This is a genomic window from Algicella marina, assembly GCF_009931615.1.
In the GTDB taxonomy this organism is placed as follows: domain Bacteria; phylum Pseudomonadota; class Alphaproteobacteria; order Rhodobacterales; family Rhodobacteraceae; genus Algicella; species Algicella marina.
On sequence record NZ_CP046620.1, the window covers coordinates 222,446 to 242,196 of the forward strand.

Annotated in this window: 22 protein-coding genes; 4 read left to right on the forward strand and 18 right to left on the reverse strand. The window is 61.9% G+C overall.

What is annotated here, in order from left to right:
- Positions 1-7: 7 nt before the first annotated feature.
- From ribD to dnaG, 10 genes are all read right to left on the reverse strand, one after another.
- Entirely contained in the window at positions 8-1,123 is a 1,116-nt protein-coding gene (ribD, locus tag GO499_RS01210) for a bifunctional diaminohydroxyphosphoribosylaminopyrimidine deaminase/5-amino-6-(5-phosphoribosylamino)uracil reductase RibD (RefSeq protein ID WP_161860466.1), read from the reverse strand.
- Between the two features lie 4 nt (positions 1,124-1,127).
- Positions 1,128-1,604, reverse strand: coding sequence for a transcriptional regulator NrdR (gene nrdR, locus GO499_RS01215; RefSeq protein WP_161860467.1), 477 nt, complete (start codon positions 1,602-1,604; stop codon positions 1,128-1,130).
- 175 nt (positions 1,605-1,779) lie between these two features.
- Positions 1,780-1,956, reverse strand: a complete 177-nt coding sequence (locus GO499_RS01220) for a hypothetical protein (protein WP_161860468.1) — start codon at positions 1,954-1,956, stop codon at positions 1,780-1,782.
- A 106-nt stretch (positions 1,957-2,062) separates the two neighbouring features.
- The gene (locus tag GO499_RS01225) at positions 2,063-2,461 is read right to left on the reverse strand and encodes a secondary thiamine-phosphate synthase enzyme YjbQ (protein ID WP_161860469.1); all 399 of its coding nucleotides are present in this window, start codon (positions 2,459-2,461) and stop codon (positions 2,063-2,065) included.
- Positions 2,458-2,985, reverse strand: coding sequence for a DUF4166 domain-containing protein (locus tag GO499_RS01230; RefSeq protein WP_161860470.1), 528 nt, complete (start codon positions 2,983-2,985; stop codon positions 2,458-2,460). The genes GO499_RS01225 and GO499_RS01230 overlap by 4 nt, the downstream gene beginning before the upstream one ends.
- Positions 2,982-3,434, reverse strand: a complete 453-nt coding sequence (locus tag GO499_RS01235; protein WP_161860471.1) for a thiol-disulfide oxidoreductase DCC family protein — start codon at positions 3,432-3,434, stop codon at positions 2,982-2,984. Before GO499_RS01235 ends, GO499_RS01230 begins: the two co-directional genes overlap by 4 nt.
- On the reverse strand, positions 3,434-3,712 hold the full coding sequence (locus tag GO499_RS01240; protein WP_161860472.1) for a hypothetical protein: 279 nt from the start codon (positions 3,710-3,712) through the stop codon (positions 3,434-3,436). Before GO499_RS01240 ends, GO499_RS01235 begins: the two co-directional genes overlap by 1 nt.
- A gap of 447 nt (positions 3,713-4,159) precedes the next feature.
- Complete coding sequence (locus tag GO499_RS01245; protein ID WP_161860473.1) at positions 4,160-4,651, reverse strand: hypothetical protein; 492 nt, start codon at positions 4,649-4,651, stop codon at positions 4,160-4,162.
- A complete protein-coding gene (gene rpoD, locus GO499_RS01250) occupies positions 4,648-6,666 on the reverse strand; it encodes an RNA polymerase sigma factor RpoD (protein WP_161860474.1) in 2,019 nt (672 codons plus the stop codon). The genes GO499_RS01245 and rpoD overlap by 4 nt, the downstream gene beginning before the upstream one ends.
- A gap of 123 nt (positions 6,667-6,789) precedes the next feature.
- On the reverse strand, positions 6,790-8,733 hold the full coding sequence (gene dnaG / locus GO499_RS01255; protein WP_161860475.1) for a DNA primase: 1,944 nt from the start codon (positions 8,731-8,733) through the stop codon (positions 6,790-6,792).
- A 67-nt stretch (positions 8,734-8,800) separates the two neighbouring features.
- Here dnaG and GO499_RS01260 point away from each other — a divergent pair, with 67 nt between their 5' ends.
- A complete protein-coding gene (locus GO499_RS01260; RefSeq protein ID WP_284154852.1) occupies positions 8,801-9,802 on the forward strand; it encodes an HNH endonuclease in 1,002 nt (333 codons plus the stop codon).
- Positions 9,803-9,850: 48 nt separating this feature from the next.
- Here GO499_RS01260 and GO499_RS01265 read toward each other — a convergent pair whose 3' ends face one another.
- Both GO499_RS01265 and GO499_RS19610 read right to left on the reverse strand, forming a co-directional pair.
- A complete protein-coding gene (locus GO499_RS01265) occupies positions 9,851-10,585 on the reverse strand; it encodes a DUF599 domain-containing protein (RefSeq protein WP_161860476.1) in 735 nt (244 codons plus the stop codon).
- 27 nt (positions 10,586-10,612) lie between these two features.
- Complete coding sequence (locus GO499_RS19610) at positions 10,613-10,951, reverse strand: DUF6476 family protein (protein WP_284154853.1); 339 nt, start codon at positions 10,949-10,951, stop codon at positions 10,613-10,615.
- On the opposite strand from GO499_RS19610, the gene GO499_RS01270 reads away from it, so the two are divergent.
- The 3 genes from GO499_RS01270 (at position 10,950) to GO499_RS01280 (ending at position 14,121) form a co-directional block, all read left to right on the forward strand.
- Positions 10,950-11,984, forward strand: coding sequence for an RluA family pseudouridine synthase (locus GO499_RS01270; RefSeq protein WP_161860477.1), 1,035 nt, complete (start codon positions 10,950-10,952; stop codon positions 11,982-11,984). The genes GO499_RS19610 and GO499_RS01270 overlap by 2 nt on opposite strands.
- Positions 11,985-12,067: 83 nt before the next feature.
- On the forward strand, positions 12,068-12,961 hold the full coding sequence (gene rpoH, locus GO499_RS01275) for an RNA polymerase sigma factor RpoH (RefSeq protein ID WP_161860478.1): 894 nt from the start codon (positions 12,068-12,070) through the stop codon (positions 12,959-12,961).
- Between the two features lie 503 nt (positions 12,962-13,464).
- On the forward strand, positions 13,465-14,121 hold the full coding sequence (locus GO499_RS01280) for a L,D-transpeptidase (protein ID WP_284154854.1): 657 nt from the start codon (positions 13,465-13,467) through the stop codon (positions 14,119-14,121).
- Between the two features lie 5 nt (positions 14,122-14,126).
- On the opposite strand, the gene GO499_RS01285 is transcribed toward GO499_RS01280, so the two are convergent.
- From GO499_RS01285 to GO499_RS01310, 6 genes are all read right to left on the reverse strand, one after another.
- Positions 14,127-15,101 carry a sensor histidine kinase gene (locus tag GO499_RS01285; protein WP_161860479.1) on the reverse strand — a complete coding sequence of 325 codons (975 nt, stop codon included), beginning with the start codon at positions 15,099-15,101 and terminating at the stop codon, positions 14,127-14,129.
- Between the two features lie 160 nt (positions 15,102-15,261).
- The gene (locus GO499_RS01290; RefSeq protein WP_161860480.1) at positions 15,262-17,079 is read right to left on the reverse strand and encodes a M3 family oligoendopeptidase; all 1,818 of its coding nucleotides are present in this window, start codon (positions 17,077-17,079) and stop codon (positions 15,262-15,264) included.
- Positions 17,080-17,087: 8 nt separating this feature from the next.
- Positions 17,088-17,441, reverse strand: a complete 354-nt coding sequence (locus GO499_RS01295) for a hypothetical protein (RefSeq protein WP_161860481.1) — start codon at positions 17,439-17,441, stop codon at positions 17,088-17,090.
- Positions 17,442-17,473: 32 nt separating this feature from the next.
- The gene (locus tag GO499_RS01300; protein WP_161860482.1) at positions 17,474-18,490 is read right to left on the reverse strand and encodes an endonuclease/exonuclease/phosphatase family protein; all 1,017 of its coding nucleotides are present in this window, start codon (positions 18,488-18,490) and stop codon (positions 17,474-17,476) included.
- Complete coding sequence (locus GO499_RS01305; RefSeq protein ID WP_161860483.1) at positions 18,490-19,185, reverse strand: molecular chaperone DjiA; 696 nt, start codon at positions 19,183-19,185, stop codon at positions 18,490-18,492. The genes GO499_RS01300 and GO499_RS01305 overlap by 1 nt, the downstream gene beginning before the upstream one ends.
- A gap of 66 nt (positions 19,186-19,251) precedes the next feature.
- Positions 19,252-19,716 (reverse strand): GNAT family N-acetyltransferase, encoded by a 465-nt coding sequence (locus tag GO499_RS01310; protein ID WP_161860484.1) that lies wholly within the window; start codon positions 19,714-19,716, stop codon positions 19,252-19,254.
- Between the last annotated feature and the right edge of the window lie 35 nt (positions 19,717-19,751).

A 19,751-nucleotide genomic window follows, 5' to 3' on the forward strand; every position in this document is an offset into this window, starting at 1 on the left:
CGCGCGGTCAGGCGGTGGACATATGAGCCAGCAGGCCGTTCCGGGGGCGCCAGACGCTCATGATATCAGAGCCGAGAGGGCGGGTCTCGATATGTTCCAAGTCCGGTGCCTCCTCCAGCCTTGCGAAGGGTAGGGCGCCTAAGGCGGGGAGACCGGTGCCGCCGATGGCCTTGCCGGCGGTTATCCAGACGATCTCGTCAATCAGGCCTTCGGCCAGCAGCGCCGCCGCCAATTGGCCACCACCTTCGCAGAGAATACGGGTCAGCCCCTTTTCCGCCAGCGCCTCCAGCGCGTCTGTCAGGTTCAACTTGCCCGGTACGGCCTCCGGCACCGGAATGATTTCCGCGCCGAGGGCCGCGAGTTCCGCGCTTTCCGCCCTTGGCCCGCACAGACACCAGAGCGGTTGTTGACGCGCGGTGCGGGCGAGGTGGCTGTCGGCGGGTAGCGCCAGTTTCGACGACAGGACGATGCGGACGGGCAGGGGCGGGACGTGGCCGAGATGGCGAATATCGAGGCGCGGATCGTCGGCCAGCGCCGTACCCGCGCCGATGAGGACGGCATCATGGGTGGCGCGAAGGTGATGGGCATAGATGCGGGCCATCGGGCCGGTGATCCAGCGGCTTTCGCCGGAGGCCATGGCGATGCGGCCGTCGACAGTTGTTGCCAGTTTCAGGGTGACGAAGGGGCGTCGACGGTGGATGCGGGTGAGGAAACCGGCGTTCACTGTGGCTGCCTGCCTGGCAAGAAGGCCGGTCTGGACCTCGATCCCGGCGGCCTGCATCCGGGCAATGCCGGCACCGGCGGTGCGCGGGTCGGGATCCCGGAGGGCGACATGGGCGCGTTTGATGCCGGCGGCGACGAGGGCATCGGCGCAGGGCGGCGTGTGGCCGTGGTGGGCGCAGGGCTCAAGCGTTATGTAGGCGGTGGCGCCACGAGCTTCAGCGCCGGCATCGGCCAGCGCCTGTGGCTCCGCGTGGGGCCGGCCGCCATCGGCGGTGCGGGCGGAGGCAAGCATCCGGCCATCCTTCACCAGAACGCAGCCGACGGTAGGGTTGGGCCATGTCCGCCCGAGGCCCTGACGCGCGAGTGCGAGGGCGTGGTGCATCCAGTCGGCGTGGTCCATCGGATCAGGCGGGTTCTTCGGGGCCGGGCTCCGGTGGGCGCAGTTCGGAGACGAAATCCTCGAAATCGTCGGCTGCCTGGAAATTCTTGTAGACGCTCGCAAACCTGACGTAGGCAACGGTGTCGATGCGGGCCAGTGTTTCCATGACGATCTCGCCGATCTTGTCGGAGGGGATGTCGGCGTCGCCGAGGCTTTCCAGCCGGCGGACAATGCCGGAGATCATCTGGTCAACGCGCTCCGGCTCTATCGGACGTTTCTGAAGCGCGATGCGGATGGAGCGTTCCAGCTTGTCGCGATCAAACGGCTCGCGTTTCTGGTTCTTCTTGATGACGACGAGATCGCGGAGCTGAACCCGCTCGTAGGTGGTGAAGCGGCCGGCGCAGGCGGGGCAGAAACGGCGGCGGCGGATGGCGACGTGATCCTCGGCAGGGCGCGAATCTTTCACCTGTGTGTCGACATTTCCACAAAATGGGCAGCGCATCCCCGGTACCTCGTGTCGTTCAGGATTATTACCTCAACCACTATAGGGGCGTCGCTACAATTTGAGTAGAGGGCTTGTGCGCCCCACGATATGGGGCGTTGCCGTTGCATCACGCTTTGGCGGGAGAGTGCCCGCGGGCCTGCTGGTACCGCGTGGGTGCTGCGCCGCGCAGACCTCAGGCGGCGTGGCTGGAGAACGCTCCCGAGAGCGCGGGGTGCTGGCGCCAGCTCATCAGGAAGGCGAGCGCATAGGCGACGGGTGAGGGGCGGGAATCGGGTGCTGCGGTGTTGGATTTCACGCCGGGTGCGGGAAAAGCGCCGTTCGATTCAAGGCCATAGGGGATGTTTGCCATGAGGAATACTCCACTAACTGCGAGACTGTGCGTGCAAAATGCTGCACCTGCGTAATGTCTCTGCCTCGAAGCGCGAGTGATGTCAATAAAATGAGTGAAAATAGGTTTATCTGCTTAGATGCAGTGCAACATTGCGGCGATGCGGGCGCGTGCGATGCTCCACGAGATAGATACCCTGCCACGTGCCGAGCATGAGGCGACCATTGCGGACCGGGATCTGGAGGGAAGTCGGCAGCAGCGCCGCCTTGATGTGGGCCGGCATGTCATCGGGGCCTTCGGTGGTGTGGCGCAAATAGGCGAACGAAGGATCATCGGCCGGAGGGATGAAGCGCTGGAGCCAGTTGAGCAGATCCGTCTGTACGTCCGGATCGGCGTTTTCCTGGATCAGCAACGAGCAGGACGTATGGCGGACAAAGAGCGTCAGAACTCCGTCGCCCTCGGCATGGGCCGCGGCCTGTCGCGTGAAATCGTAGAAACCCGGTCCGTTGGTTTCGATGGTGATCATGGAAGTGTCTCCGGGGTCAGGGTGCCGGTGTAGCGAACGAGAAGGCCGGTTCCGGGCAGGGCGGCGGCAATGTCGAAGGCGAAGCTGCCATCCGGTGCCTGCCATTCGCGGGAACTGCTGCGCGGCGTCAATGCGCCGGGCATCGGCAGGCCTAGCAGGGTGAGGCGGGTTATGACTATGTGGAGGGTGTCGTCCGCGAACGTCGGGAGCAGGTGCAGGGTGGACGGGCCGAGCCTCTCGACGATCCGGTCTTTGAAGGCGAGCCGCGAGGACAGGCGGTGCGTGCCAAACTCTCGGTGCCAGTGTTCTCCGGTTTCGGTTTCCTCGACAGTGACGCGCAACCGGGTTGTACCGGCGGGCGGGAAGCCGCCGAGCCGGATGGCGAGTGCGGCGAGGAGACCACGGCCGTGGGTGAGCGTGGCGGTGCCGCTGAAGCTGCGTGGAGACGGCCCGGCGTGGAAGGCACGCAGGGCTGGGGGAAGGCGGGTGAAGGCCGGACCGAGGGCGGCGGCGAAGGGGCTCATACGGTGTCCATGAAGCGGGCGCGCAGAGACGGCTCGGGCACGAGGCAGGTGCTGCGGCGACCGAAGATGCGGTAGCGGTTGCGGGCGACGAGGTGGTAGAGGGGAGCCTTGACCAGCCCCGGCAGGTGGCGAAGGAGGCCTAGCGCTCGCCAGGGCCAGCCGAGCGCGGTCATTGCGGCGGCGAAGGCATCCAGATTCTGGTGAATCTGACCGCCGGTGAGGACGAGATTGGTCTCGAAATCATCCAGGGGAAGGCCGAGTTCGCTGTAGAGGCGTTGGCCCAGTTGTCCTTGTGCAGTGGCGAAGCGGAAGCGCTGTTGCCTGTCGTGACGGAGGATGAAGCGGAAGAAGCGTGAGCAAAGGACGCAGTTGCCGTCAAAGACGATCAGGTCATTGTTGGCAAGGGTCCGGCGGAGATCGGCAGAGAGGCCGGTGACGGGCGTGGGCATCACCGGTCGGGTAGAGCCATGACGGCGATGGCGGTCTGGACACCGGCGAAGACGATGCCGTTGAGCACGAAGAAGACCACGGCGGCCAGCCAGCCGCCATGGACGCTGGAGACGAGATGGCCGAGTCCGGCGGTATCGGTGACGAGGATGAGAGTGGTGAAGAGCGCCGCGGCGGTGAACCCCATGGCGGAATGAAAGATGTAGAACCGGATCAGGCGTGGCAGGCGGGCAAGGGCGCGCGGGCGGTTGCGAAAAGGGTTGGTGCTGTCAAACGCCATGGTGCCTCCGGGCGGAGCGTATACCCTGAGGATACGGGGTTTCAGGGGACGATCAAGTGGTGCGGGCGCGGCTTCTGGCCGCCCCGGGTTCGGGACTGCGTCCCTCACCGGCCCGCCCGCCAGCCTTGCGGGCGATTGGGGTGCTGAGGGAGGTGGGCAGGCCACTGATGCTAAGGATTTTTGCCTGACAACGGAAATGGGAGGTTCGATCTCCGCCCAACGGCGCGGAAAGAAGATCGGAGCCGCCGCGCCAGCGCCGACCCGCCCGGACGGCGCGGCACTTTGGCTGGTGGTCGCGCTTTGAACGGATGTTGAGCGATGTGGCAGGGATAGAGTGCGGTGAGCTGTGGGTGCGAGCGCCACCTCGCGGGGCGACGCTGGCGTGGCTTGTGCTTTGCGTGCACGTAGGACTGGGGGTTTTTATCCTTCCCTACGGTACAGATCGTTTTAAAGCACAGCGAAAGGTTTTGACCCGTGAGCTCCTAAGAATGCTTCAATCAAACGTGCCTTCTCGACTTCGGGCTCTTCGGAAGTTTTCCAGAAGAGCAGTAGTGTATCGCTCTGTTCGATTTGCCAGAGCAGTCTGCCACCCCAATGTCCTACAGCTTCGCCCATTCCGAACCTCACTAACTCATTCGTTCGCTTTTTGAGGCCGCGCTGGTTGGCCTTGCCCGCAGATGCGCGTCCAAAATAGAGAAGCAGACTTGTCCGAACCCAATTGCGCTCCAACTCCAGGAGACCAACATTTGGGTCTTTGCCTTTAAAGAAACCTCCGGTGCCTATCTGCAGCCATCTCGGTTCAAGATCGGATGGAGCTGCAACGCAATAAACACCCGGTTCCCGTGGAACGACGCCTGACCTATCTCTGAGTGTACGAACAGATACCCCACCGACAAACCCCAGACTCTCGAGGTCTTCGATGGTGGCCAGCTTGTTCACTGATCCAGGAAACTCCGCAGCTTCCGGCTCCGGCTCGGGTGTTTTAGCTTGCGCAGCGCCTTTGCCTCGATCTGGCGGATGCGTTCGCGTGTCACCGAGAACTGCTGGCCGACTTCTTCCAGCGTGTGGTCGGTGTTCATGCCGATGCCGAAGCGCATGCGCAGGACGCGTTCTTCGCGGGGGGTCAGCGATGCGAGCACCCGCGTTGTGGTTTCCTTCAGGTTGCCCTGAATCGCGCTGTCGAGCGGCAGGACGGCGTTTTTGTCCTCGATGAAATCGCCGAGTTGGCTGTCTTCCTCGTCGCCGATGGGCGTTTCCAAAGAGATCGGTTCCTTGGCGATCTTCATCACCTTGCGGACCTTCTCCAGCGGCATCTGCAGCTTCTCGGCCAGTTCCTCCGGCGTCGGTTCGCGGCCGATCTCGTGGAGCATCTGGCGGCCAGTGCGCACCAGTTTGTTGATGGTCTCGATCATGTGCACAGGGATGCGGATCGTGCGGGCCTGATCGGCGATGGAGCGCGTGATCGCCTGACGGATCCACCATGTGGCGTAGGTGGAAAACTTGTAGCCGCGGCGGTATTCGAACTTGTCGACGGCCTTCATCAGGCCGATGTTGCCTTCCTGGATGAGATCGAGGAACTGCAGACCGCGGTTGGTGTATTTCTTGGCGATGGAGATCACGAGGCGGAGGTTGGCCTCGACCATTTCCTTCTTGGCGAGGCGGGCTTCCTTTTCGCCCTTCTGGACCTGATTGACGATGCGACGGAACTCGGAGATGTCGACGCCGACGTATTGGCCGACCTCTGCCATCTCGGCACGGATATCCTCCACCTGCGGGCGAAGCTTGTCTGTAAGCACGTCCCAGCCGCGGCCATCATTATCGGCTATGCGGTCAAGCCAGCTCGGATCCAGCTCCGAGCCCTTGTATTCGTCAATGAAGTCGCGGCGGCTGATGCGGGCGCTGTCAGCCAGCTTCACCATCGCGCCATCGAGGCTCATGATCTTGCGGTTGATGCCGTAGAGCTGATCGACCAGCGCCTCGATGCGGTTGTTGTGGAGGTGAAGCGAGTTCACTTCCTGAACGATTTCCGCGCGCAGGCGCTGATAGTCGAGTTCCTGCATGGACGAGAAGCTCTCATCCTCGTTCAGTGCGGCGGACATGCGGCTGTCCTGCATCGCGGCGAGGCGGGCGTAATCGTTGGCGATGCCGTCAAGTGTTTCGAGCACCTGCGGCTTCAGGCTGGCCTCCATCGCCGCGAGTGACAGGTTGGCCTGTTCGTCCTCGTCATCCTCGTCGTCGTCGGTGGCACGGGTTTCGCCTTCTTCGCCCTCGCTCTCCGAAGCTTCGGATTTTACGGGAGCTTCGTTGGCGGTGGCAGGGGCGGTGCCAGTGTTGGCCGCCGGAATCACCGCTTCGTCTTCGCCATCTTCGTCCATGGAGGCGCCGAAGGTCGTCTCCAGGTCGATCACGTCGCGCAGCATGACCTCCTCTTCGAGAAGTTCGTCGCGCCAGATGGTAATGGCCTGGAAGGTCAGAGGGCTTTCGCAGAGGCCCGCGATCATCGTGTTGCGGCCGGCCTCAATGCGTTTGGCGATGGCGATCTCACCCTCGCGGGACAACAGCTCCACCGAGCCCATCTCGCGCAGGTACATGCGCACCGGGTCGTCGGTACGGTCGAGCGTTTCGTTGGAAGCCGAGGTGGTCGCAAGTTCGCGGGACTTGGAAGCGCCCTCCACGAGTTCCGTCGATGTGATGGGCTGGGCGTCCTCGTCGGCTTCCTCGGCCTCGATGACGTTGATGCCCATCTCCGAGAGCATGGCCATCACGTCCTCGATCTGCTCGGACGAAACCTGGTCAGACGGCATGACTTCGTTGAGCTCGTCATAGGTGATGTAACCGCGGGCTTTCGCCTGAGCGATCATCTTCTTGACGGCGGCCTGGCTCATGTCGAGCATGTGGCCTGCGCCCTCGTCCTTCTCGTCCGTCTTGACCTGGTCGTTGTCTTTCGCGGCCATCTACTGCTCCAACTGACTGCTGGGCCCGTGAAAAGGCCCGTTTTCAGGGTTTGTCGAATGTCTCTGACGAATCACTGATTCGCAATGTGATTCTTTTTTTACTTTGGCGGGTGTAGCCTGATTCTATTTAGGGCTCTTTAACCATACCTTGCTGTCGATCATCGCCTGCAGCTTCGCGCGCAGGTCTTCCGTTTCCTCGTCGCCGGCATCGCTGTCGCCGAATGGTTTGCGGTCGACGCTTGCGCGGGCCTCTCCCGCTTGCTGGATGCGCCAGAGCAACCCGTCGCTGGCGACGCCTGTGGCTTCCTGTTCCGCGTCGCGCAATTCCTCCGCGTGGCCTATCAGGGCGCGGTGGCGGGCTATCACTTCCTCCAGTTCCAGAGCCGTATCCTCGATATCCGCGCCGGAGCGGATGTTGCGCGTGATCCGGCCGTGGGCCATTGCGGAGAGCCGTTCCTGCACGTCGAACCCGAGCCGGGCCGAGATCGCCTCCGCCGCGTCAGGTAGGGTTTGCATCGCCACTTGCAAGAGTGCGCGGCGAATCTCGTCGAGATCGGGACAGAGAAACGGCAGGAATTCCAGCCGGTCCTCAAAGCGTTCGATCAGTGCGGGATGGTTGAGACATGCGATGAGGATCAGACTCTCGCGCACGCGAGCTTCCACGTCCGCTGCTGCGCCGCGCTGGGCGAGCAGCGACGCGCGGGTCGACTGCGCGGGGCCTTCGGGAGGGCGGTTGCGCGGGTTCCACTTCTGGAAGCCGCCTCCGCCACCTTTCTGGCGCGTTGGGCGGAAGAGGTCGCGACGCATTTCGCGGATGGCGTCTTCGTAGTGACGGCGCAGGCCGGTGTCGGCGATACGACCAAGGGTCTGGCGGAGGCTGGTGTCGAGCGCGGCGCGGCGTTCGGGGCTGTCGAAAACCCGGCCCTCGGTTTCCTTTTGCCAGAGCAGGCGGACCATCGGCTGGGCGTCTTCGACCAGTTTGTCCATCGCGCCACGACCCTGCGACCGCACGAGATCGTCCGGGTCCAACCCCTCCGGCAGAAGGACAAAGCGCAGGGATTTGCCGGGGGCGAGCAGTGGCAGGGCAAGATCGACAAGGCGCATGGCGGCGCGGAGGCCGGCCTTGTCGCCGTCGAGGGCAATGACGGGTTCATCGGCGATGCGCCACATCAGCGCCAGCTGATCCTCGGTGATCGCGGTGCCGAGCGGCGCGACCACATGGCCGATTCCAACCTGGGAGAGGGCGATCACATCCATGTAGCCCTCGGCGACGATCAACTGCCCGGACTTGCCCGACGCCTCCCGCGCCGGGGCATGATTGTAGAGCGCGCGCCCCTTGTCGAATAGTGGCGTCTCTGGCGAATTGAGGTACTTGGCACGAGCATTGGGGTCCATCGCACGACCGCCGAGGGCGATGGCCCGGCCCTGGGCATCGCGGATGGGGAAGATGATGCGATGGCGGAAGCGGTCATAGGGCTGGCCGCCATCCTCGGGGGTGGCGCAGAGGCCGGCAAGGTCCATTTCCTCCGCAGTGATGCCCTTGGCCCTCAGATGTTCAAACAGCGCGTTGCGGCCATCGGGGGCGAAGCCGATCTCGAAGCGGTCTCGGGTTTCCGGCTTCAGGCCGCGGCGGTCCAGATAGGCGCGGGCCTCTTCGGCGTTGGCGGTGTTGAGTTGCAGACGATAGAACTGGACGGCCAGTTCCATGATCTCCGCCAGTCCCTTGCGTTCCTCGGCCCGGCGAGCAGCTTGCGGATCGCGGGCCGGCATCTGGACCCCGGCTTCGCGGGCCAGGATTTCCACCGCCTCCATGAAACCGACGTTTTCCGTCTCGCGGATGAAGGTGAGGGCGTCGCCCTTGGCGTGGCAGCCGAAGCAATAGTAGAAACCCTTCTTGTCCTCGACATGGAAGGAAGCCGTCTTTTCGGTGTGGAACGGGCATGGCGCCCAGTAGTCGCCCTTGCCGGGATTCGACTTGCGGCTGTCCCAAGTGACCTTCCGGCCCACGATCTGGGCGATCGAGGTGCGGGTGCGGAGATCGTCGAGGAAACCGGGCGGGAGACTCATGGGGGTTAGTATCGGCGGATTGGGGGTGGGAGCAAGGGTTAGCGGTTTGGATAAAGCATGACGCACATTGTTCGAATGCTTCGCACCGTTTTATGAATCCAAAAGCAAAATTTGTTGCAATGTTTTTGCCAAGCATTTCCAATTAGGCATGGTGAAACTCGTCCTCATGCACAAAGCCGACTCAATCTATGATGATGTGCCGGACCAAGTTTATGATTTCCCTCGCACATATCTGAAAACGATGGAGGAAGCCGTTGGGGATTGGGTGATTTACTACGAGCCGGTAAAGGCCGGTCCGCGGGGGTACTTTGCTGTTGCAAAAGTTTTTAAGGTAATTGAGAAGCCGGGAGCCGAAGGACGCTATCTCGCGCTTATTGAGCCAAGAAGCTTTTTGCCATTTGACCAGGAAGTTCCGCGGTTAATGAGTGGGCGACCGTTGGAGCTTGCGCTGACTGAGCCAGATGGCACGCCCAAAAAAGGTGGCGTAGTTCAACGAGCTGTTCGCAGGTTGTCTGAGGTGGATTTTGCACGGATTATTGATATCGGGCTTCCACAAAATTTGGAGCAGCTTGAGGCAGCTAAATATGACACAGCGACGAGTTTTGATGAGGGCGCAGAGCCGTTTCAAAGGCCTGTTTTGGAGCGTCTGACCCGAAGGCCGTATCGTGATGTGGCATTTCGCAGAAAGGTTCGGCAGGCTTATGGTTATCGTTGCGCGTTGTCAGGATTGGAACTTCGTAATGGCGGAGGGAGACCAGAGGTTCAGGCTGCCCACATCAGGCCGGTTGAGAATGACGGCAGTGACTCTGTCCGCAATGGCCTGGCTCTTTCTGGTACTTTGCACTGGATGTTTGATCGAGGCTTAATTTCGATAGCTGAAGACTGCGAGACAATTCTGATTTCGAAGAATAAGGTTCCAAAGGACGTTATTGATCGTTTGCTTCCGGCGGATGGAAAAATTCTGAAGCCGGATGATCCTCGGGATTTGCCGCATCCCGAAAACCTAAAATGGCATCGTAAAAACATCTATGGGCAGGTCCTGAGAGATGAATCTGAGCCGTGGGTTTAGTTGATTGATTTAGCTGAAACCGCAACGAATGTCAGGGCACGAGATTTGCTACTTCGTGCGGCCATGGCAGGCATTGGCGGCGGTGACGTAGGCCTGGATGGCGCGGGCGGTGCGTGTGGCGACCTGGCGGTAGATCAGGATCGAGGTCATCAGCAGTGTCAGCCCGGCGCTGAGCCAGGGTGAGATGAAGAGTCCGAGGGCGGCGACGAAATAATAGTAGCCGCGGATGCCGAAGTTGAAGGTCTTCAGCGCCTCGGTCAGCACGATGGAGGCATTGGCGATCATCAACGTTCGCTGGCTTTCCGCCGCCTCGTCAAGCGGACCTTCCGGGATGGCGCCGATCAACGCCAGCACATAGATCAGCTTGCGCAATGCGTAGGTGAACGAAAAGAAGGCGATGGTGAGCGTCAGACCGAGCACGGCAATATGCACCACAAAGAGCTCGAAGCTGGGCGGTGTGGCGATGGCGAGATCGACGATCGTGTCATAGAGCGTGCGGACATTGGCCAGCAGCGAGATGATGCCGGCGAGGACGATCAGGGTGGCGGAGCCAAAGAAGGCGATGGCGTTGACGATATGGCCGATCAGGATGGCATCGTAGGGCCGCTGGTTGCGGGTATGGCCTGTCGCGAGCCAGTCCGTCCGAACCATCGAAAGCTGCTCGTTGAGCGAACCGCGGGCGATCAGCTTGAGGATGCCGGAATAGGAAAACCACGCGGCGAACAGCGCGGCGATGGCGAGGCCATGCAGAAGATCGAAATCCGGGGGTAGCATCGTGATCATGGGTGCTTTCCTTGCGGCGGCGCAGCTTCAGCGCTGTAGAACCAAGGTTTCGCTGATTTCGCCGTTGTCCTTCGTAAGCAGGTGCAGCCTTTCCTGTCCGTCCGCATCGCGGGTGATGAGCACGGTGTAATCGGGGCTTTGGGTATAGCTGATGAGGGTTTCGCCGGATGGCAGGGGCAGGTTCTCCGGCAGCGTGGGGCCGGGCTGCAACTCCGCCTGACCGGCGGTGGAGAGGCGCCATGCGAGCAGGCCCGTAATCGTCAGCATGCCGACGATCATCGTCAGTGTCAGGACAGTGACGAGCAGCCGCAGGCGCCGCAGGGGGGCTGGCTCCGGCCCGGAGGGTGCCGTATCGTGCTCTTCCATGACCGAACCTCTCCTTCTCACCGTACCTGATGGCGCGCCTCTGAGGCTTGATAAGGCTTTGGCGGCGGCTCTGCCAGAGGGCAGTGTACTCAGCCGGTCGCGGTTGCAGGCCCTGATCGCCGAGGGGGCCGTTGCCGGACCGGAGGGTGTGATGCTGGACGCCAAGGCGAAGGTCACGGCGGGCACGGTGTTTCGCGTGGCCGTGCCGGAGGCGCGGGAGATGGCACTGGCGGGAGAGAACATACCGCTCGACATCGCCTACGAGGATGATGAACTGATCGTCGTCAACAAACCTGCCGGGATGGTGGTGCATCCGGCCCCGGGGGCGGAGACCGGCACGCTGGTGCAGGCGCTGCTTCACCATTGCGGCGACAGCCTTTCGGGCATCGGGGGCGCACGGCGGCCGGGGATCGTGCATAGGATAGACAAGGAAACCTCGGGCCTGTTGGTGGTGGCAAAGACCGATGCCGCGCATCAGGGGCTGGCAGCGCAGTTCGCCGCCCATGACGTGGAGCGGGAGTACCTCGCGCTGTGTTGGGGAGCGCCTTCGCCGATGGATCCGCGGCTTGCGGGACTGCCGGGTGTAAGTTTCGAGCCGGGTGCGGTGCGGATCGAAGGGGCGATCGACCGCCACCGTGCAGATCGCAAGCGCATGGCGGTGGTCGCTTCGGGTGGCCGCAGGGCCGTGACGCGGGTGGCGGTGGAGGAGGCTTTTGGCTCCGATGAGAAGCCGGTGGCCGCGAGGGTGCGCTGTTGGCTTGAAACCGGGCGCACCCACCAGATCAGGGTGCACATGGCCCATGTCGGCCATGCGCTGGTCGGCGATCCGGTTTACGGCCGCCCGCGAGCCGTGGCCCGGGGGGCATTGCCAGAAGCGGCGGTAGCAGCCTTGCGGGGGTTTCCGCGGCAGGCACTGCACGCGGCGACCCTGGGATTCATCCACCCCGAAACACGTGAGCGACTGCGGTTCAGCGCCGGAAATCCCGAAGATATCAACCTTTTGTTAACGGCATTGCGCGCACCCATGCCGTAAGGTTAGCTGTTTCATCCGCGACCCTCTTGAAACCCGTGTAAGCAGTGCTTACTTCCCGTGAGCAGATTAAGGACAGGGATCAGATGAGCTATACAAACCTTCCTGCGCCGTCGCCCGAACAGGGGCTGTCCCGGTACATGCAGGAGATCCGCAAATTCCCGATGCTCGAGCCGGAGCAGGAGTACATGCTGGCGAAGGCGTGGGTGGATCATGAAGACAAGGACGCCGCCCACCAGCTGGTGACGTCTCACTTGCGACTGGCGGCGAAGATCGCGATGGGATATCGCGGCTACGGCCTGCCGACTGCAGAAGTTGTTTCAGAGGCCAATGTCGGCCTGATGCAGGCGGTCAAACGCTTCGACCCGGAAAAGGGTTTCCGGCTGGCGACCTATGCGATGTGGTGGATCCGCGCTTCGATTCAGGAGTATATCCTGCGGTCATGGAGCCTTGTAAAAATGGGCACGACGGCCGCGCAGAAAAAGTTGTTCTTCAACCTCCGCAAGGCAAAGAACAAGATCGGCGCGCTGGAGGAAGGCGACCTGCGTCCGGAAAACGTGGCGCGTATCGCCACGGAACTGAATGTGACCGAGGATGAAGTCGTCTCCATGAACCGACGTCTCTCCGGTGGCGATGCTTCTCTGAACGCCCAGATCAAGACCGATGGCGAAGGGGCTGCCGAGTGGCAGGACTGGCTGCAGGACGAGGATGCCGATCAGGCCTCCGCTTATGCAGAGCAGGACGAACTTGAATCACGTCGGGCAATGATGGAAGCGGCCATGGGCGAACTGAATGAGCGCGAACGTCACGTACTGATGGAGCGGCGCCTGAAGGACGACCCGATGACCCTGGAGGACCTTAGCAAGGTCTACGATGTCAGCCGTGAGCGCATCCGCCAGATCGAGGTTCGGGCCTTCGAGAAACTGCAGAAGGCAATGACGGCCATGGCTCGCGAACAAGGCATGGCGCTGAGCGCCTGAAGCGAAGCTGCATTGGATGCAATCCGGGCCGCCCCTGAGAACACGGGGGCGGCTCTTTTCCTTGCGTTTTCCGTTGCCGGTCCATTCCAAGGGCCCGGTTCGGGTGGAGCCTGCGTCGCGGAAGCTGAAGTGGTGCATTTGTAAACGAATGCCTGTCAGACGGTAACTTCAGTACTGCGGGTGGCGAACTCGATGGGAAATCACTCGTATTTGCCTGGGATACAAATGCGCAGATCGAACGCGCGCACCGAAACGCCCGTGTTGTCCAGCTGGGCATCTTCTCCCTCAGATCTACAGTTCCGCTCCTTCCGGCGGCCAGAACCGCAATGGTATGGCGGATGCACCGGTAGTGTTTTGCGCCCGGCAGTGTCGATCACCAGAAAGATTTTTCACTTTGGTGTCCGGCACCTGTCACCGGGCCGCGACGGTTGAATGGAACTTGGGGTCTGGTTGCTAGGCCGGTGAACCGACTCTTGCTAGGGTGCGGTTCGGGGCGTCTGATCGTGGAAGGACTTACAGTGTTGATCAAGTTGCGTGCGAGCGTTCTGGGGCTGGTTGCTTTGTTGGTGGCTGGGTGCCTGCCGCCGGACATGCTGCCCCCGGAGGATCGCCCTGCGGAACCTACGGATGTCAGCTATTATGCCGCCCGGCAGGATGGCAACCGGGCGCTGCGAGCCGTTGATGTCGTCAATTTTCATCCGTCGCTGCTGCGCCAGAGGGTGGGATATCGGACCGACGAGGCACCGGGGACGGTGATCATCGATACCAAGCGGTTCCATCTCTACCTAGTGGAGGGCGACGGCTGGGCGCTGCGATATGGAGTAGCCATCGGACGCGAAGGGTTCGGCTGGACCGGCGAGGGCGTGATTTCCCGTCGGGCACAGTGGCCGCGCTGGACGCCGCCGCCGGAGATGATCGAGCGGCAACCGGAACTGGCCCAGTTCGAACAGGGGATGCCGGGCGGTCCGAAGAACCCGCTTGGGGCACGTGCTTTGTATGTTTATCAGAACGGGCGCGACACGCTGATCCGGGTGCATGGCACCAACACGCCGAACAGTATCGGGCGGCGGGCATCTTCCGGCTGTTTCCGGATGTTGAACCAGGACGTGATCGACCTGTACAACAGAGTGCCGGATGGCGCGAAGATCATCGTGATGTAAACACGTTACCGCAACACGCGACCCGGCAGCCTGAACGTCAGCGCGTTGCCGCCGGGTATGCCCGGTGGTCCGGCCGAAAGGCTGCCACCAGAGGCAAGGATGATCCGGCGCATGACAGCCAGCCCGAGCCCTGCATTCCACAGGGCGGTGCGATCCTCCGACAAGATTGCGGCGATCGCCTCGTGATTGCGGGAATTGTCGCTGAAGTGGAAGGCGAGAAGACCGTCGGGTTGCTGTTCAACTTCCAGCATCATCACCACATTGCCGCCGGATGCGCCGACCAAGGCATTGGCGATGAGCTTGTCGATCACGGTGCAAAACGCGGGTTCGTTACATTCCAACTGTATCGGCGGCGCGGAAATAGAGTGGCGGAAGTCCGAATCCTGCTGGAGAAGCCTTGCCGTGACGAAATTGTCCAACTCGAGAGTGCGGACAACGGCTTCCTGATTGGCGAGGGTGACAAAATCTATGATCTCGTCAATCATCTTGCCGCCATTTTGGCCGATGCGCATCAGCATCTCAGTTAGTTTTCGGTTGTCTTCGTCTTCCTCTGGCAGGGTTTCGAGCAACATTTCCGCAATACTCTGGACGTTGCGCATCGGTGTGCGCAGGTCATGCGCTGCGCGGGCGATGAATCTCTCTGACTCCGGGTATTTCAATGCGGTCGCGGTTGCTGTCGCCGGCAGGAGCGTAACGAGCAGGGCTTGCAGCGGGCTCTCTGCCGGACGGATGGTGACATCCAACTGTTGCGTGCCGTTCGCTAGGGGGAGAGCCATTGTTCGCTTGAGTGACGTAGAGGACGCAGTGCATTCAGCGGCGAGGGCGGCAAGTTCCGCGCCGGGTTCGTCGCCTGCCGCGATGCCGGTGATATCGGTGCAGGCCGGGTTGACCGAGAGGCAGCGGCACGTACCGTCTTCCTGCCGGGCGATCAGCAGAACGGGGATGTCGAGCAATTCATAGGCTCTGAAAGCGTCTTGCAAACGTTCTTTCCCGTTGTCTGCGCGCCGCCATTGCGCGGTTTCTGCTCATCACTTTGGTCGGCGGACACCGCCACGCAAGAGAAACGAAGCGGCGTTTCAAAAATTTGAGCGAGCATCGCCGGACCTGGCCGGGATGCAGGTTTCGTCGGAATTCGTCCCGTCAGGCCTCCATCGCCTCAAGCTCGGAAATCATTGAAGAGATGAGAGCGATGCCCTTGTCCCAGAATTTCGGATCGGAGGCGTCGAGGCCAAAGGGTGCGAGCAACTCCTTGTGATGTTTGGAGCCACCGGCCCTCAACATCTCGAAATACTTGTCCTGAAAGCCCGGCGTTCCTTCGGCGTAGACGGCGTAGAGGGCGTTTACCAGTCCGTCGCCGAAGGCGTAGGCGTAGACATAGAATGGCGAATGGATGAAGTGGGGTATGTAGGTCCAGAACGTCTCGTAGCCGTCCATGAAGTTGAACACCGGCCCAAGGGATTCGTGGCTGATCTCCATCCAGATTGCGTTGATCTGATCGGGCGTGAGTTCACCCTCGGCGCGCGCGGCGTGCACACGGCATTCGAAATCGTAGAACGCGATCTGACGAACCACTGTGTTGATCATGTCCTCGACCTTGGAAGCGAGCAGCGCCTTGCGCTGAGCCGGTTCGGTCGTGGCGGCGAGCAGCTTCTGGAAGGTGAGCATCTCGCCGAAAACGGAGGCGGTTTCGGCCAGTGTCAGGGGCGTAGATGACAACAATTCGCCTTGGCCGGCGGCCAGTACCTGGTGAACGCCGTGTCCCAGCTCGTGCGCAAGGGTCATCACGTCGCGCTGTTTGCCCAAGTAGTTGAGCATGACGTAGGGATGCACGTCCGTCACCGTCGGGTGGGCGAAGGCGCCGGGGGCTTTCCCTGCCTTCACCGGGGCATCGATCCACCCTTTTTCGAAGAATGGTTCGGCGATCTCGGCCATTTTGGGGGCAAAGTCACCATAGGCGTCGAGAACGATCTTCTTCGCCTCCGGCCAGGCGACAACCTTCTTGTCTTCGGTCGGCAGCGGGGCATTCCGATCCCAGATCTCCAACTTTTCAAGGCCAAGCCATTTGGCCTTGAGTGCATAATAGCGGTGACTGAGGTCTGGGTAGGCGGCGACGACTGCGTCACGCAGGGCCTGCACCACCTCCGGTTCCACGTGATTGGCGAGGTGGCGGCCGGCCTGTGGTGTCGGCAGCTTCCGCCAATGATCCTCTATCGACTTTTCTTTGGCGAGCGTGTTGGTGATGCGGGCGAAAAGCGGAAGGCGTTCGGTGAAAACGCGGGCGAGCGCCTTGGCGCCGGCTTCGCGGCGGTCGCGGTCATGATCCGTCAGAAGGTTGAGAGTGGCCTCGAGTGGCAGGGACTCGCCGTCTACGTCGAAAGTCAGTCCGGCCATCGTCTCATCGAACAAGCGATTCCAGGCGGCGGCGCCCACAACTGACTGATCGTGCAGGAATTTTTCCAGTTCGTCGGACAGTTGGTGTGGCTTCATGGCCCGAAGGCGGTCGAACACGGGTTTGTAGCGGGCGAGTTCAGTCGAGGCGTCGAGCAGGGTAGCGAGGGCGTCATCCTCCAGCCGGTTGAACTCAAGGCTGTAGAAAACGAGGGGCGTGGATATGTCCGTCAACTTCGCCTGCATGTCGGAGAAGAACTTGGCGCGGGCGGAATCGGTGGTGTTCTGATAGTAACGCAAGCCGGCGAAACTCATCACACGGCCGGACTTGCCTTCGATGGCCTCATACCGCTGGACAGCGCGCAGCATGCCGGCTGCATCGAGAGTGGAGAGTTTGTTTTCGTAGTCATCCGCGAAGGCCCTGCATTCCGCCTCCAGCCATTCGATGTCCGCCTGAAGTTCGGGCGCGTCCTCGCCGGTGTAGAGATCCGACAGGTCCCATTCCGGCAAGTTGCCGAGATCGGGGCCGGAGGCGGCGTCGTTGGCGTCGAAGGTGCGGGTATCTTGCATGCGGGTTCTCACAATTCGATGGGTTCGTTCGTCTCGGGATCGACGGTTACGGGGGGCGCATCCTGCTTGCGGCGGATGATGATATCGCCGTTGGGCAGCACTTCGGGCAACTCGTACATGGCAAGGCCGCCGAGCTTCTCCGTCAGGTCGCGCAGACGCGGAATCAATTCGGCGAATAGCCCTTCCAGTTCGGGGCCGAGTTCGTCGATCATCTTTTCCAGCTCGGGGCCGATATCGTTCATCAGGCCTTTCATCGTCTCTTCCGCCCATTTCTCGAGGAACGGCTGGGGTTCCTCCGTCTCCTGCGCGAGGGCGGGGGAGAGCGAGAGCGAGACTACGGCGGCAAGAGCGATCTGTTTCATGGGCCTGAATATGGGGTGGATGGCCGGGAATGTCACGGGGTTGGCAACAGATCGACGGTGACGGGAAAATGATCCGAAGCCTGCAGGAGGGCCTTTTGCAGGGCCGGGGTGTCGAAGCACTCCGGATCGTCGAACGGATGCCAGATGCGCCAGACTGGCGCGGTGCGCGCGGCAAGGGCAGGGGAGAGCATGATGAAGTCTATCAACGTATTGACGTAGCGCTTCGCCTCACGGTCATAGAAACGGGCGGTTGCGGCGGTTGCGCCGCGCAGGCCTTCGCGCCAGCGGCCGGTGAAAGGCTCGACCAATTGTTCCTGCCCATCACCGCCCAGCACGACCTCCACGCCCGATCGCCCGAAGAGTTTCTCGAATGTGTCGAGACCGGGACCGTCGTTGAAGTCACCGAGTACGATCAGGTCTTCACCGGCGCGCAGATGTGTGTCCACCCGCTGCCGCAGCCAGATGCACTGAGCCAATTGCTTGCGGCGATTGCTGATGGAGATGGTCTGGGCTTCGGCTTCCGTGCGCGCGCCGCGCGGGGCCTTTGACTTGGCATGAACACCGATAAGGCGGAGTGGCCCGAGCGCGGTTTCGGCGGCGAGTTCGAGCGGTGGCTTGGAGAAGACATGGGTTTCGGCGGCGCTATCGACATCGGTGTCGAGTTCGAAGCGCTGGTCGAACCGGGGGGCATGACCCACCATGCCGCCCTGCGGATCATGCTCGATTGCCACGCTGTCCGGATCGTAGAGAGCGGCGATTTCCTGATGGGTCTCGCTCTCGAAGCCGATCAGGGCGTGGCTCTGGCGCAGGTCGAACGTATCCGCGAACCGGGAAAGGGCGCGGCTTGTGGATTGGCTCTTGCCAGTGTTCGGGGCTTCGATGATGAGGACGAGATCGGCATCAATGGTCCGCAGAACACGTGCAATTGCCTCGGCCTGTTCCTTGCGGGTGACGTTGTATACCTTCGACCATTCGCCATCGAGCAACAGGTTGTCGTGGCGGTCGAACAGTTCGGAGAACCAGCAGACGTTCCAGGTTGCAATGCGCATCAGGCGGCGGGCTGACGGGGATGGGTGCGCTGAATTTCTTCCCACGCGTCATTGATGGCGGCGAGTCGCCTGGTGGCAAGCTTGATCGCCTCTTCCGGCAGGCCGCGGGCGATCAGCCGATCGGGGTGGGTTTCGCGGATCAGGCCGCGCCATGCGCCGCGGATTTCATCAAGAGGCGCGTCGGCAGGGACGCCGAGGACCGTATAAGGGTCCGGTTCCGCATCGGGAACGTAGCGGGCGCGGATCTTGCGGAAACAGGCTTCCGTCAATCCCAGCTTCTCCGCAACGGTGCGCAGGAACTCGTTTTCGGCATCGTGGTAGAAACCGTCGGCGGTGGAAATGTGGAACAGGCCCTCAAGGATGTTTTCCAGAACCTCGCGATCATCGGCGAACATCTGGCCGATGCGGGCGGCATAGAATTCGTAGCCGGCGACATCCTGGCGGGCGAGGTTGAAGACGCGGGCTGCGCTTTCCTCGTCCTCCCGTGCGATGTGGAAGACTTCACGGAAGGCCGCAACCTCCGCCTGGCTTACTGCACCATCGGCCTTGGCCATCTTTGCACCCAGAGAGATGACCGCGATGGTGAAGGCGATGGAACGCTCCGGCGGGGTGCGGAGACGGTCGAATATCTCCGACAGGTGCTCGCCGGTAGCGAGTGCCTTCAGGGCTTCGAGAATGCGGGTCCAGATCGACATGGGCGAAGGCTATTCGGTTCCGGCAGGGTGGGCCAGTGGGGTTTTGCACTTTTGTGCGGTGCGATCTCAGAGCCGCTTCTGCAGGAGGCGCAGATCGTGCCAGTCACCGAATTTCCAGCCTGCTTCGGGAATGAGGCCAACCTCGATAAAGCCGTGGCGGAGGAAGAAGGCGCGGGCGGGGGCATTCTTTCCGGCCAGTCCGGCGATCAGGCTGTGAATGCCCGCTTCTCGAGCCTCCTCTTCCAGCGGCCGAAGGAGCGCGACGCCGAGGCCGCCGCCTCTTGCACCTTCGGCGAGGTAGATGGTGATTTCATGCGTGCGAAGGTAGCCCGGCCCGGCGCGAAACGGGGCACGGGTAGTGAAGCCGAGGACGGTGTCGCCGTCTGCCAGAACATGGGTGTTGGTCAGGGGGATATCCTTCGCCGCTTTCTCCGCGGTCGTGAAGGTGGTCGCCGTTTCACGAATGATCCGGTTCCAGATCTGCGCAATGGCACGGCAGTCTTCGGTGGTGGCGGGGCGTCTAACGGGCATAGCTCCAGAGAGCAGATTGCGGCCCCTTGCTCAAG